This window comes from Bifidobacterium sp. LH_230, from assembly GCF_056357555.1.
On the sequence record NZ_JBKEWJ010000011.1, the window covers coordinates 13,059 to 27,544 of the forward strand.

Sequence of the window (14,486 nt, forward strand, 5' to 3'; positions counted from 1 at the left end):
AAGCTGACTGAGGGGGCGCAAAGCCGCCACGTCTTGTTCGGAGCTGTGTCTTGGTCAGCAGCAGCTGTGGTCGTAGGAGGTCGCCGCGTCGATGGCCGACGTGGTGTCGTCGCCGGTCGAGTCGGCGGACTGATCCGATGCAGCGGACTGATCGGTCGAATCAGCCGAGTCGGTCGACTGATCGTCGGCAGTATCCGACTGACTGTCGGTCGACTGGCTGTCGTGATGCGCATGATCCGTATGATCGGCATGATCCACGTGATCGGCGTGCGCATCCTGCTCGTCGGTCGTGCCGTCGTCAGTGCTGTCGTCGGTCGTAGTCGACTGATCGGACGTCGCACTGTCCGCGGCGTTGCCGGTCACCGATTGCGTGGTCGGCTGTCCGTCGTGCGCGGCGTGTCCCGCGTCGCCGCAGGCCGCCAGTCCGGTCAGCGCGACCGCGCAGATCACGCCGACCGCAGCCCGCTTCAGCCACGCAACCGCGGTATCGGTCGTCTTGATGGTCATCTTCTCTCCCCTTCTCATGAAAGCCGCTCAACCGTCTACTTGACGGCGACGAGCGCGACGTAGCTGCCTTCCTGGTAGCCTTCCGTCACCAGCTCCGGCGAGTCGTTCTGGTAGATCAGGTGCCGTCGCAGCGTCTGCCAGGTGCGGAAGGTCGCGAAACCGGCCGATTCCAGCAGCTCCCGGTAGGTTCCGGTCGTGCGCCAGTAGGTTTTGTGCGGCGTGTCGTCGCTGTACCAGCTGGCCCGCAGCACCTGCGAGATATACGATTCGCCGCCGCCCGGCAGGTCGAACGACGCCTGCACCGCGAGTCCCAGCGCGCTGGCCGGCGGCACGTCGAGCAAGGCGAGCACACCGCCCGGCTTGAGCTGGCGCCGGTGGGCGCGGAACAGGTCGAGCAGGTCCGTTTCGGTGATGAATCCGAACGCGCTGCCGTTGTAGAACACGGTGTCGAGCGAGTCGTCGGCGAACGGCACGTCCTGCGCGAGCGCTTCGGTCACGTCGAATCCTCGGGCGCGGGCTTCGGCGGCGAGGTTGACGGACGGTTCGATGATCCGGTCGACCACGAGCCCCTGTTCGCGCAGCGCGGCCTCGTACGAGCCGGTGCCGGCACCCACGGATACGGTCTGGCCGATGCCGCGGGTGCCGTTCAGCGTGATCGCGACGCGCAGCAGTTCGAGTTTCGACGCGAAGATGTTCGGATGGTCGCGTTCGAAATCGTCGAAGTACTCGCGGCGGAACGTGTCGGTCGTCGAGGTCGTCACTTGACGTTCCTCAGCAGTTCCTCGACCTTGTCGGGGCGCTCCCACGTGAAGTCGGCGTCGTCGCGGCCGAAGTGGCCGTACGCGGCGGTCTTGCGGTAGATCGGGCGGCGCAGGTTGAGTTCGTCGATGATGGCGAGCTGGCGGAAGTCGAAGGTCTTGGCGACGGCTTCCTGGATCTTGGTGCGGTCCACGGTTTCGGTGCCGAACGTCTCGACGTCGATGGTGATCGGACGGGCGACGCGGTTGAAGTAGCCGAGCTGGACCTGCGCGCGGCGGGCGAGGCCGGCGGCGACGATGTTCTTGGCGGCCCAGCGCGCGGCGTAGGCGGCGGAACGGTCGGGCTTGCGCGGGTCCTTGCCGGAGAACGCGCCGCCGCCGTGGCCGGCGATGCCGCCGTACGTGTCGACGATGATCTTGCGTCCGGTCAGGCCGGCGTCGGCCTTCGGACCGCCGTTGATGAACGCGGAGCGGTTGATGACGACCTCGGCTTCGGACGCGTCCACGTCGAGCGTGGCGAGCACCGGTTCGAGGACCTCCTTGCGCACCTGCTCGCGCACGTCGTCAAGGGCGAGCTTGTCGGAGTGCTGCGTGGAGATGAGGATGTGGCGGATGGCGCGCGGGTCGGTGATGTTGTCGTTCGCGTATTCGACCGAGACGAGCGTCTTGCCGTCCGGGCGCAGCAGCGGGATGATGCCGTTCTTGCGCACGTATTCAAGGCGTTCCGCGAGGCGGCTGGCCGCGTAGATCGGCAGCGGGAGCAGCGCCTTCGTGTCGTCGGACGCGTAGCCGACCATGAGGCCCTGGTCGCCGCCGAACGTGTTGTATGCCTCTTCCTTGCTCACCTTCTTGTCGTCGCCGTAGTTGCCCCATGCGCCGCCGTCGTTGCTGTCGAATTCGCGCGGACGGATGTTGTTGATCACGCCGGCGCCTTCCGGGTCGAGGCCGCTGGCCGCGTCGGTGTAGCCGATGGAGGCGATGGCCTTGCGCACGAGGGCCACGTGGTCGAGAGTCTTGGGTGCGGAGACCTCGCCTTCGACGACGACCAGGCCGTCCTTGGCGGAGGTTTCGACGGCGACGCGCGAGTCGGGGTCGAGCTCGAGGTAGGCGTCGAGGATCGTGTCGGAGACGATGTCGCAGACCTTGTCGGGGTGGCCTTCGGTCACGGATTCGGAGGTGAGCAGTCTGGTCATGGGCGGGTTCCCTTCTGTGGTGTGGTGGGCGGTTTGTTGGTGGGTTGTTGTTTGGTGGATTGGTTTGGTTGAGATGGTTGGTGGATGGTGGTTGGTTGACTTGTGGTCAAAATCTTGATGCGGCACGGCCTGCGGATCGCGGGATCGCGTCCGTCAGAACGTGGCGATGAACCGTTCGAGCGCCTGTTCGCCGAAGTGCAGCGCCTTGACGGGTACGCGTTCGTCGATGCCGTGGAACTGGGCGATGTAGCTGAATCCCTGCGGCACGAGCAGCGGGATGAATCCGCACGATTGCGCGCCGGGGTTGAGTTGGACGACGGCCTTGCTGTCGGTGCCGCCGGACGAGAGGAATGGCAGGACGATCGCGTCCGGGTCGAGTTCGCGCAGCACGCGGGTGATGCCGGTGAACAGTTCGCCGTTCGGGTCGATCAGGTAGCCGTTGCTGCGGTGGATCGGACTGATGTCGATGCCGTCGCCGGCGAGTTCCCTGAGTTTGCCGAGCACGGCGTCCTCCTGACCGGGCAGTGCGCGGCCGTCGACGAGCGCGCTGGCCTTGGCCGGCACGATGTTCACGGTGCTGCCCGCGTCGATCGAGCTGACGTTGAACGTGTTGCTCAGCGACGATGCGATCCACGGCTTGGTGGCGCCGGCCGCGTCGATCAGCTTGCGCACGTTGTCTTCCGAGTACAGGTCGTCGTCCGCCGCATGGTCGCGGTCGTTGACGATCCGGTCGAGTCCGCCGAGCAGCGCACGCGTCACCGGATTGAGGTCGGCAGGCCAACGGTAGTCGGCGATGCGGGTCGCGGCCTTGGCCACGCGCACCACCGCGTTGTTGCGGTTGATCTGCGAGCCGTGCGACTGCGTGCCGCGCGCGTCGAGCCGGAACCACTGCACGCCTTTCTCGCCGACCTGCACGTAGTAGACGCGCCGGCCGTCGACGTAGTCGGAGAATCCGCCGGTCTCGCTGATCACGAATCCGATGTTCGCGAAGATGTCCGGACGATGCGCGGCGACCCAGTCGGAGCCGAGATGGCCGCCGGCCTCCTCGTCGGGCAGCAGCACGAAACGCACGTTGCGGCGCGGCGCGACGCCCTGCCTGACGATCGAGCGGATCGCGGCCAGCGACATCGCGACCATGTTCTTCATGTCGACCGCGCCGCGGCCCCACACGCATTCGATGCCGTCCTGGTCGGGCTGCACTACGCCGGCAAGCGGGTCGACCGACCAGTCGGCCGGGTTCGCGGGCACGGTGTCGAGATGACCGTGGATGAGCAGCGTCGGCAGGTTCGGGTCGCATCCGGGGATGTCCGCGACGAGGATCGCGCGGTTCGCTTCGCTTTCGCTCAACGTCGGTTCGATGCCGACTTCGCGCAGCCGTTCCGCGGCCCATTCGGCGGCCGGACGCTCGTTGCAGGTGCCGTCGCCGTTGTTGCGCGTGTCGAAGCGGATGAGCTGACGGGTCAGTTCGACCGCTTCGCGCTGCGCCTCGGTGATGGCCGCAGCGGTTGCGTCCGCGTTGGTTGCGTCGATGGTGTTCGTCACGATGGTTCCCCTTGATGACTGAAATGGAAAAGTCCCCTTGTCTGATCGCCGCGCATCCCCTGCATGGCGTTGACGTTGATTGCATCGTATGGGACGATTCCACTGCCGTCAACCCGACAAATCCGCGAGTTTCCGCCATTTTCGCCATAACCTGAAGTTTGAGCCGGCCATCGGGGCGAGGTGTCGCAACCGTTCGCACCGCCCTGTTCCGACGTGGCTATAACCGGTGGCCGACCACCGGTATAAGCAGCGGGTATAGCGGGATTTGTCGCCTGCGATCGCTCGTGTACGCGATATAAGTTTTCCCAATGATCGGGCCGGAACGGCGCAATGACGCGCATGGTAGATTGTGAGCCATCCGCCGGCGCGCAGCCGTATCGTCACCGGCAATCAACCAACCAATCTCATGGCATCACGCCATCGACAGCATCATCCATCACCACGTCATCATTGGGGGATTTCATGGCAGCAGATCATCGTTTCGACACCTCGCAGGTGCACGCCGGCTACGATCCGGCAACCAATCTGGACTCGGTCACGCCGGTCATCTATTCGAACGCGGCGTTCTGGCTGGAGACCTCGCAGCGCGGCCACGCGGTCGCCAACGGCGACACGCCCGGCTTCCTGTACTCGCGCGTCGCCAACCCGACCGTCGGTTTCCTGGAGAAGCGCATCGCGGAGCTGGACGGCGCGAAGGAGGCCGTCGCGTTCGCCTCGGGCATGGCCGCGATCAACGCGGCGCTGCTCAATGCGGCGGAAGGCGGCGGGCGCATTATCGCCCCGTACGACATCTACGGCGGCACGTTCGACCTGCTGCGCACGCTGCTGCCGCAGTTCGGCGTGACGACCACGTTCGTCCGCAACATCAACGATCCGATCGAAGTCGAATCGCAGCTCGGCGACGACGTCAAGGCGATCTTCGCCGAATCGGTGTCCAACCCGACCACCGTCGTCACCGACGTGGAGGCGCTGTCCGCGCTCGCGCACCGCCATAACGTGCCGCTGATCATCGACAACACGCTGCCCACGCCGTACCTGTACCGCCCACTCGAGCACGGCGCGGACATCGTCGTCTATTCGACCACAAAGGCGCTGAGCGGCCACGGCAACGCGATCGGCGGCGTGGTCACGTCCGGTGACACGTTCGATTGGGCGAACGGCCGCTACCCGCAGTTCACCACGCCCGAGTTCATCCTCGGCGAGGCGGCCGGCCGCGCGCCGCGCAGTTTCGTCGAGGCGGCCGGCCCGCTCGCGTTCATCCGACGCACCAGGCTCAAGTACCTGCGTCTGGGCGGCGCGGTGCTCGGCTCGTTCGAGGCGTACCTTCAGCTGATCGGCCTGGAGACGCTCAGCGAACGCGTGTCCAAGGAGACGGCGTCGGCGGCCGCCGTGGCCGCGTTCCTGGCCCGCCAGACGCATGTGCGCAAAGTCAACTATTCCGCGCTGTCCGGCGACCCGCAGCATGAGCTGGTGTCGCGCGACTTCCCGCGCGGCATCGGCTCGGTGCTCTCGTTCGAGCTGGAGGGCGGCGCCGAGCAGACGGCCGCGTTCATCGACCATGTGCGGCTGTTCAGCTATCTGGCGAACATCGGCGATGCGCGGTCGCTGATCGTCGATCCGGCGAACACCACGCACCGTGAGTTCACGCCGGAGGCGCGTGCGATCGCCGGGGTGACGCCCACGACGATCCGCCTGTCGATCGGCTTGGAAAACCCGGACGATCTGATCGCCGACCTCACCCAAGCGTTCGCCGCCACCTACGGCGACTGATCGCATCTCACTCGATACGCGCAATGGCATCGGCCACACCGGCCGGTGCCATTGTTGTTGTGTGCTCTCGACCGCGCAACTGTTCTCGGAAATTTTCCCTATCAGCCGGGAATAGTTGCGCTGCCGATTTCCCAGTGCAACTATTCCGGGAAATCATCCCTATCGTCCGGAAATAGTTGCACTGCCAAATACTCAGCGCAACTATTCCCGGAAATTTCCCCTATCGACCGAGAATAATTACACCCCCCATTTCTCAGCGCAACTATTCCGGGAAATCATCCCTATCATCCGGAAATAGTTGCACTGCCAAATACTCAGCGCAACTATTCCCGGCAATCAACCCTTATTTCCGAGAATAGTTGCGCGGCAAGGTGAGAGGAGGATACACCCCATCCACCGTCCCCGATGCGCGTCTCTGATAACTCCCCGGGCATAGCAAATGGGGGATGAGCCAGTTGGCCCATCCCCCATTACCCGTTGGCGAGCATCACTCCGCGTGCACGTTGAAGTGCAGGTCGGTCAGCAGCGCCTTGCGGTAGGCGGTGAAGTCGTCCGACACACGGTCGCGGTGCGCCAGATCGATCGGCACGATCTTCTTGATGCGTCCGGGCCGCGGCGACATGATGACCACGCGGTTGCCGAGGTAGATCGCCTCGTCCACGTCATGCGTCACCAGGATCATCGTCATGTGATATTGCTCCCACAGGTCGAGCAGCCGGTCCTGCAGGTCGGCGCGGGTGAACGAATCGAGCGCGCCCATCGGCTCGTCGAGCAGCAGCACCTCCGGGTGGTCGATCAACGCGCGCGCGATCGCCACGCGCTGCGCCATGCCGCCCGAAATCTGGTGCGGATACGCGTTCTCGAATCCGGTCAGACCCACCTTGGCGAGGTATTCGTCGACCTCGTCCTTACGCTGCTTGTACACGCCCTGCGCCTTCAGGCCGAACGCCACGTTCTCGCGCACGGTCAACCACGGGAACAGGCTGCCCTGCTGGAACACGTAGCCGCGCTCCGGGTTCGGGCCGTCGACCGGCCGTCCCTTGAACGTCACGGTGCCGCGCTGCGGCTTGTCGAGTCCGGACACGAGCCTCAGCAGCGTGGTCTTGCCGCAGCCGGACGGGCCGATGATCGAGATCAGCTCGCCGCGAGCGATGTCGAGGTTCACGTCGGACAACGCCTGCACGACGTCGCCGTTGTCGGTCACGAAGTCGCGTTCGATATGGCTGATGGAGATCAGCGGCTGTTCGCCGGCGCGCTCGGGGCTTGCCACGGCCGTTTCGGCCGGGGATGTCAGTACGTCGCTCATTTCACCAGTCCCTTCTGCCAGCGCAGCACGCGGCCGCGCACGAGTTCGATGAGTTTCATGATCAGCGAGAACAGCACGGCCATCACCACGATCGCCGCGAGGATCTCGTTGTATGCGGACCAGACCTTCGCCTGGTCGATGTAGTAGCCGAGGCCGCCCGGCTGGCCCATCATCTCGGAGATGATGAGCGTGAGGAACGACAGGCTGTTGGCCATGCCGATGCCGGTGAAGATGCTCGGCATCGCGTGCGGGATGGCCACGTGGAACAGGATGTACGGGGTGCTTGCGCCGAGCGTGCGCGACGCTTCGATCAGCATCTTCGGCGTGCTCTGGATGCCCTGCGCGGTCAGGAACGCGACCGGGAACCACGAGCAGATCACGAGCAGGAACACGGCGGCGATGAACGGCGTCGGCATGAGCGTGAGCGCGAACGGCATCCACGCGACGGCCGGGATGACGCCGGTGATCTTGAGCACCGGGAACACCCAGTAGTAGGCGCGCGAGAACCAGCCGATGAGCACGCCGGTGACCACGCCGAGAATCACGCCGACGATGAATCCGGCCGCGAACAGGCGCAGCGAGTAGAACGTGTTGAGCGCGATGTAGTCGCCGCTGGTCAGGAACGGTTCGAGCACCTGCGCGGGGCCGGGAAAGAACGGCTGGGGCAGCGACTGGATCTTGGTGCCGGTGATGTCCCATGCGGCGAGCGCGAGGCCGGCGGCGAACCGGAACTGGGCGCGGTAGCGGAAGCGTGCGGCGTCCGCCGGCTTGCGCGCGTCGACCAGTCCGATGACGATGTAGACGAGCGCGAGGATGACCAGCAGTCCTTGATACGCCTCCTGCCCGTTGAGCGCGAGTATCCACAGGCGACCCTGTTTGAATTCGACGGGGGCGACCTGCGGAACGAGGATGTTGGTCAGCAGCGCGATGATGAAGCCGGCCGCGGTGAATGCGACGACCAGCGGATACGGCAGGAAGCGCAGCGCGACCGTCGATCGCGCCGATGACTGTGCGGCCGATGCGGCCGGTGTCGCGGCCGTCCTGCGACGTGCGAACAACGCCGTCGGCTTGGCGGATGACTGATCCCGGCCGGATTGGCGCGACTGCGGGGCCGCGGATTCGGCGAGATCGACGGTGACGCTACTCATATGATGGTTCCTTTCCGTGCGTTCGACCGGACGCCATCGGATGTTTCATCGCTCATCATGTGTCATTTCGACCGAGCGAAGCGAGCGGAGAAATCTTCGTGCCGATCATGCCCGCACAAAGATTTCTCGACTCGTCTGCGACTCGCTCGAAATGACAGGATGACTGCGAGACTTGCCATCCGGAAAGCGCCCGGCCGGACTACAGGCGGTCGATCACAGATCGACCTTCTGGTAGATCTTCTTGGCGAAGCCGGTGGTGTCGGAGGTCTCGAGGAATCCGATCTTCTTCAGGCCGTCGACGAAGTAGTCCACGTCGCTTTCGATGAGGCTGGCCTCATCCGTTTGCACGGCGTAGTCGTAATCCTTGAACAGCTTGACGGCGAGCGCCTGGTCGGTGATGGTGGAGTACTTCTTCTCGGTGATGATCTTGGCGGCGTCCTCCGGGTGCTGGGCGATGAAGTCACGCGCCTTGTTGAGCGCGCGCAGGATGGCGGCCATCTCCTCGGGGTTGTCCTTGATGACCTTGTTGGAGCCGTAGATGAAGCAGCAGAAGCGCTTGGAGAACTTCGGGTCGGAGCCGAGGTCGAAGATGATGTCGACGGTGCCCTTCTGCTCCTGGATGGTCGGCAGCGGGTCCCACAGGGCGGCCGCGTCGATCTGGCCGTTCTGCAGGGCCTCGAATTCGAGGTTCGCGTCGTCGAACGGCAGGTACTTGACGTCGCCGTTCTTCTGGTCGACGTTCAGGCCGGCGTCGCCGAGCCACAGGTTGGCGGCCATGTACGGCGTGCCGCCGATCTCGTCCACGCCGATGGTCTTGCCCTTGAGGTCGGCGGCGGTCTTGATCGACGAGCCCTTCTTCACGGCGATCTTGATGCAGCCCTTGTGCAGGGCGCCCACGACGCTGGTCTTCACGCCCTTTTCGATGGACGGGAAGAACTGGAAGTCGCCGTTGGTGATCGGGAAGCGGCCGGTGTCAAGGCCGACCTTGCGGGTTTCCGCGTCGGCCGTGACCAGCTTCGGCGTGATGCCCTCCTCCTTGAAGTAGCCGTTCTCCACGGCGATGGCGATCGGCGAGCTGCACAGGGAGCCGGACTTCGGGAATTCGATGGTGCCGAAGTCCTTGACCTGCTTGGTGGTGGTGCTGCTGTCTGAGTTCGCGCTGTTGGTGCCGCCGCCGTCCGTGGTGATGATGCTGCATCCGGCGACCGGCATGAGCGCGAGCATCGTGCCGAAGATGGCGACCGCCTTCAGTAACGTGCTGCGATGTTCGGTAAACATGATTGGTATCCCCTCTTCCCCGTTGGTTTTGACGGATCGGCCGCGGCATACGGATAGCCGCCCTGTCAATCATCAAAACTGCAAGTGATTGGTGTGAGATCGGGAGAACTGTTGTTTCTTTCTCTCGGGTTCCGCGTGACTGTTCGCAGTCCGTCATGCTGTCCCATACCGGATTGCGTTCCCCTTGCGGAAGTGATTCCACTGTACCGCACAATCGCCAACAAACCGCAGAATTCCGCCATTTTCGCGTTCGTTTAAACCGATACCGGGATATCAGCCCAACTTATAACCCCACCCGTTTTCACTGCCTCAACTTATAACCAACCGCATAAACCGGCATCGGTCGTCAACAACAAAAAAACTGGTACGAATACCACGAAAGTCAGTCGTATTTCGTGGTATTCGTACCAGTTTCCCGTATGTATATATGCGCGCCCGAACTTACGCGAACACGCCGGACGACACCTGCGCGAACACATCAAGCTCCGCATGCGTCTGCAGATACGCCTCATACGCCTTGTCGAGCGCCTGGCCGAGATCCTCGATCAGATCGGCCGCATCCTCGATGCCGACCGCAAGCCGCACCAGCTCGTCGGTGATGCCGACCTTGAGCCGTTCGGCCTTCGGCAGTTCGAAATGCGTCATGCGACACGGCAGCTCCGCGAGGCTTTCAACCGCGCCCAGCGAGACGGCGAGACGGAAGATCTTCAGGTTGTCAAGCACGATGCCCGGGTCCACGCCCGGCACCACCTCGAACGAGAGCACGCCGCCGAAGCCCTTAAGCCCGTTCTCCTTGAGCACGCGGGCGCTGTCGCCGCGCACGCCCGGATAGTTCACGGTTTTGATGAGCGGGTGCACGAGCAGGTATTCGGCGATGGCCTGCGCGTTGGCCTGCTGGCGGTCCATGCGCAGCGCGAGCGTCTGGATGCCACGGCGCACGTCGTTGCATTCGGCCGGCGGCAGCACGCCGCCCAAACGGTTCTGCGCGAAGTAGATGCCGCGGCCGACCGTCTCGTCCTTGACCACGACGAGTCCGGCGTTCACTTCGGAATGGCCGGCCAGATACTTGGTGGCCGAGTGGATGACGACGTCCGCGCCCAAATCGAGCGGCTGCTGCAGGTACGGGGTCACGAACGTGTTGTCCACGATCGAGATCGCGCCGTGACGGTGCGCGACCTCGGAGATCCGCGCCACGTTGTTGACCTGCAGGAGCGGGTTGGTGAGCACTTCGAAGTACACGGCCTTGGCCGGCGTGGTCGCATCGAGCGTGCGCCCGTCGAACGTGACGCGCGCACGGCCGGACACCGCGTCGTCCAGCGCCTCGTAGTCGGCCGTGTCGACCGGTTCGAACGTGATGCCGCGTTCGGCGAAGTACTCGTTGAACAGCGAGTACGTGCCGCCATAGATGTTCTTGCCGACGACCACGCGGTCGCCCGGCTTGAAGACCGACAGGACCGCGTGGATCGCGGCGAGGCCGGATGCGAACGCGAAGCCGCGCGTGCCGTGTTCGAGCTGCGCGATCTGGCGTTCGAGGAAGTCGCGGGTCGGGTTGCCGGAGCGGGCGTAATCCCAGCGGGGCATCTTGTCGACCGATTCATAAGCGTACGTGGATGAGTTGTAGATGGGCGGGTTGACGGCGCCGGTGTTGTTGTCTCCAACCGGCAGGCCGTGGACCAGCTGCGTGTTGAACCTCGTCATGAAGCACCCCCTTGAGATGTCGTGTGGAAACCGAACGGTTCCGAGCATACCCGATCGTCGCTCGCCGACGGGCCGCGTGGCTATACGCGTTTCTTATGACCGCCGCAACGCCCGGCTACCCCAGCGTGATATTTCCGCTACCATCATTCCCTTGCTATCACCAACATCACGCAAGCCAGCCCTCTTGCGTGATGGTCTGGCTATCATTGCAACCCAACTATCCAAAACATCACGCGAGTCAATCCCTGGCGTGGCATTTTTGCTACTACCAACCCCCTTCTATCCAAAACATCACGCAAACAGGCTTCTCCACGTGACATCTCCGCTACCAGCAGCCCGATCCTATCCAAAACATCACGCCAGCAATCTCTTTTGCGTGATATTTCCGCTACCAGCGGCCCCTTACTATCCAGAACATCACGCAAATCGGGGAGAGGAACGTGCGCTGCCGCAACAATTGCGTTGCTCCGCGGCCATGTCGTGGCCGTGTCGCGACCCGCGATGGCGGCGACTGATGGCACAATGGGTGGTTGACAACGTCGCCTGAAGCAAAGGAGCACATTCTTATGACCACCGTCGCCATCGTCGGCTGCACGCACGCCGGAACGTTCGCCGCCACGTCGATTCTCAAGCAGCATCCCGATTGGACTGTGCACGTGTTCGAGCGCAACGATTCGCTCTCGTTCCTCTCGTGCGGCATCGCGCTGTGGGTGGGCGACCACGTCTCCGACCCGAAGAAGATGTTCTATTCGTCGCCCGAGGCGCTGGCCGAGGCGGGCGCGACGATGCACATGCGCCACGACGTGCTTGACGTGGACGTGACCGGCAAGACGCTGCACGCGAAGGATCTCGAGACCGGCGAAGTCAGCGAGTACACGTTCGACAAGCTGGTGATCACCACCGGTTCCGCGCCGGTCGTTCCGCCGATCGACGGTCTGGATGCGGCGATGGAGGCCGGCACGGTGATGCTATGCAAGAACTGGAATCATGCGTTGGCGATCAAGGAGCGCGCGAAGAGCGCGAAGTCCGCGGTGGTGATCGGCGCGGGCTATATCGGCGCGGAATTGGCCGAGCAGTTCAGCGAGATCGGCGTGAAGACCACGCTGGTCGACGCCCTGCCGTGCGTGCTGGCGAACAATTTCGACGCGGCGATCAGCGACGAGGTGGAGCGTGCGTTCGAGTCGCACGGCGTGACGCTCGCGCTCGGACAGAAGGTCGTCGCGTTTCGTCCGGCGGCCGGTTCGGACGGCGTGGACGGTTCCGGTGTGACCGTCGTGACCGAGCAGGGCGAGTACACGGCCGACGTGGCGATTCTCGGTGCCGGTTTCCGCCCGAACACCGCGCTGTTCCGCGATCAGGTGCGTATGCTGAGGAACGGCGCGATCGTGATCGACGACTACATGCATGTCTCCCTGCCGGACAACGTGGTGCTCGACGACGTGTTCGCGGCCGGCGACAGCGCGACCGTGCGCTACAATCCGACCGGCGCGGACGATTACATCCCGCTCGCCACGAACGCGGTACGTCAGGGGCTGCTGATCGGCGAGAACATCGTCTCGGCCACGAAACGCTACCCGGGCACGCAGGCGACGAGCGCGGTGCAGCTGTACGATCTGGCGATGAGCGCGACGGGACTGACGCTGGGCGGCGCCGAAAAGCGCGGCATCGCGGCCAGGTCCACGACGATCACGCAGGATTACCGTCCTGATTTCATGCTGACGACCACGCCGGTGACGGCGACGATCGTGTGGAGTCCGGTCACGCGGCGCATTCTCGGCGCGCAGTTCCTGTCGAAGCACGACATCTCGCAGGCCGCAAACGTCGTGTCGGTCGCCATCCAGGCCGGGTTCACGATCGACCAGCTGGCCGGCGCGGACCTGTTCTTCCAGCCGAACTTCAGCCAACCGATCAACTTCGTCGGCGCGGTCGCCATCCAGGCCGTCGCGGAAAGCTGACCGCCCCGTTCCGGCAGCACCATCCTCACTCCTTGCTCCCCCTGAAGGGGGAGCTGTCGGCGAAGCCGATTGAGGGGTGATGCACACGGGACCTGAAGATCAGGCATAATCGTTAGATCTCAAGCACATATCCTCAACAAGGAGATTCGATCATGAGCGATACCTTCATCATCCGCACGCTCGCCAACGACGACGGCTCCATGCTGATCGGCGATCACGGCGCGCACGTCATCAACTGGGCGCCGAGTGGCGAGCCGGCCGTGGTCTGGCAGCCGAAGGCGGTCCGTCTCGGCTCCAATGCCGCGGTGCGCGGCGGCGTACCGGTGATCTTCCCGTGGTTCAACGGCGGGTTCGCGTTCGGCGAGCCCACCGATAAGAAACCGAAGCATGGGTTCGCTCGGCTGAGCTTCTGGAAGGCCGACGAGGAGACGCTGACCGACCGGCACATCCGGTACGCGCTCGACTCCGACGACATCGACGACTCGCTGATCGCCCAGTTCATTTCCGGTCCCGGTTCGCGCTTCCACGCCGAATACGAGGTGAACGCCGGCCGCGAGCTGTCGATGGCGTTGACCGTGACCAACACCGGCGACCAGCCGCTGATCTACGAGGCCGCGCTGCACACATACTTCCATGTGGGCGACGTGCTGCGCGCGCAGGTGCTCGGTTTGGAAGGGTCGACGTATCTTGATACGACCCTGCCCGGTTTTCCCGAGCGCGAGCAGTCGGAGCCGGCCGTGACGTTCGACGGCACGACCGTCGACCGCATCTATTATTCGACCGATGAACTGCGGATTCACGACGATGTGCTCGACCGCACGATCACTGTCGGCAAGTCCGGCTCGCCGCAGACCGTGGTGTGGAATCCGGGCGAGAAGGCCGGCAATGCGATCGGCGATCTCGCGGAGGCGGAATGGCGCGACTTCGTGTGTGTCGAAGCCGCAGCGAACCGCGAGCATGCGGTGGAGCTGGCGCCGGGTCAATCCCATACGCTGACCCAGACGGTCAGCGTGCGGTAAATGGTATCGACCGCACTGACGTGCGGTCGATCTGTATTGTTGGCGGACTTCGTCCGCGAGTACCCCACCCGGCGCTTCGCGCCACCCTCCCCTTAAGAGGGGAGGGAAAGGATCAAACCCCTTCTCACCCCTCTCAAAGACTTCGCCGTGAAGCAAACGCCGGCGGCGTTTGCAGGCGAAGTGCGAGCAGACACCTTTGTGCCTTCCCTCCCCTTTCAGGGGAGGGTGGCGCGAAGCGCCGGGTGGGGTACTGCGGCGAAGCCGCCGGAAACACAGCATCGTGCGAAGCACGATTCCTTAACCACACGCATG

General features: G+C 64.1%; 11 protein-coding genes. 3 read left to right on the plus strand and 8 right to left on the minus strand.

Annotated features, from left to right (window positions below):
- Positions 1-54: 54 nt before the first annotated feature.
- The 4 genes from AC1A0G_RS06585 to AC1A0G_RS06600 form a co-directional block, all read right to left on the minus strand.
- Positions 55-507: a hypothetical protein gene (locus tag AC1A0G_RS06585; RefSeq protein ID WP_476528406.1), complete on the minus strand. Its 453-nt coding sequence runs from the start codon at positions 505-507 to the stop codon at positions 55-57.
- A gap of 35 nt (positions 508-542) precedes the next feature.
- Complete coding sequence (locus tag AC1A0G_RS06590; RefSeq protein WP_476528407.1) at positions 543-1,268, minus strand: class I SAM-dependent methyltransferase; 726 nt, start codon at positions 1,266-1,268, stop codon at positions 543-545.
- Entirely contained in the window at positions 1,265-2,458 is a 1,194-nt protein-coding gene (gene metK, locus AC1A0G_RS06595) for a methionine adenosyltransferase (protein WP_476528408.1), read from the minus strand. Before metK ends, AC1A0G_RS06590 begins: the two co-directional genes overlap by 4 nt.
- Positions 2,459-2,611: 153 nt before the next feature.
- Positions 2,612-4,000 (minus strand): M20/M25/M40 family metallo-hydrolase, encoded by a 1,389-nt coding sequence (locus AC1A0G_RS06600; RefSeq protein ID WP_476528409.1) that lies wholly within the window; start codon positions 3,998-4,000, stop codon positions 2,612-2,614.
- 462 nt (positions 4,001-4,462) lie between these two features.
- Here AC1A0G_RS06600 and AC1A0G_RS06605 point away from each other — a divergent pair, with 462 nt between their 5' ends.
- Entirely contained in the window at positions 4,463-5,770 is a 1,308-nt protein-coding gene (locus AC1A0G_RS06605) for an O-acetylhomoserine aminocarboxypropyltransferase/cysteine synthase family protein (RefSeq protein WP_476528410.1), read from the plus strand.
- A gap of 487 nt (positions 5,771-6,257) precedes the next feature.
- Here AC1A0G_RS06605 and AC1A0G_RS06610 read toward each other — a convergent pair whose 3' ends face one another.
- From AC1A0G_RS06610 to AC1A0G_RS06625, 4 genes are all read right to left on the minus strand, one after another.
- Positions 6,258-7,076 (minus strand): ABC transporter ATP-binding protein, encoded by an 819-nt coding sequence (locus AC1A0G_RS06610; RefSeq protein WP_476528411.1) that lies wholly within the window; start codon positions 7,074-7,076, stop codon positions 6,258-6,260.
- Positions 7,073-8,224 (minus strand): ABC transporter permease, encoded by a 1,152-nt coding sequence (locus AC1A0G_RS06615; protein WP_476528412.1) that lies wholly within the window; start codon positions 8,222-8,224, stop codon positions 7,073-7,075. The genes AC1A0G_RS06610 and AC1A0G_RS06615 overlap by 4 nt, the downstream gene beginning before the upstream one ends.
- A gap of 213 nt (positions 8,225-8,437) precedes the next feature.
- A complete protein-coding gene (locus tag AC1A0G_RS06620; RefSeq protein WP_476528413.1) occupies positions 8,438-9,502 on the minus strand; it encodes an ABC transporter substrate-binding protein in 1,065 nt (354 codons plus the stop codon).
- Positions 9,503-9,943: 441 nt separating this feature from the next.
- Positions 9,944-11,200, minus strand: coding sequence for a trans-sulfuration enzyme family protein (locus AC1A0G_RS06625; RefSeq protein WP_476528414.1), 1,257 nt, complete (start codon positions 11,198-11,200; stop codon positions 9,944-9,946).
- 566 nt (positions 11,201-11,766) lie between these two features.
- On the opposite strand from AC1A0G_RS06625, the gene AC1A0G_RS06630 reads away from it, so the two are divergent.
- Together AC1A0G_RS06630 and AC1A0G_RS06635 are read left to right on the plus strand one after the other, a co-directional pair.
- Entirely contained in the window at positions 11,767-13,155 is a 1,389-nt protein-coding gene (locus tag AC1A0G_RS06630; RefSeq protein WP_476528415.1) for an FAD-dependent oxidoreductase, read from the plus strand.
- 152 nt (positions 13,156-13,307) lie between these two features.
- Positions 13,308-14,174, plus strand: coding sequence for a D-hexose-6-phosphate mutarotase (locus AC1A0G_RS06635; RefSeq protein ID WP_476528416.1), 867 nt, complete (start codon positions 13,308-13,310; stop codon positions 14,172-14,174).
- Positions 14,175-14,486 lie beyond the last annotated feature (312 nt).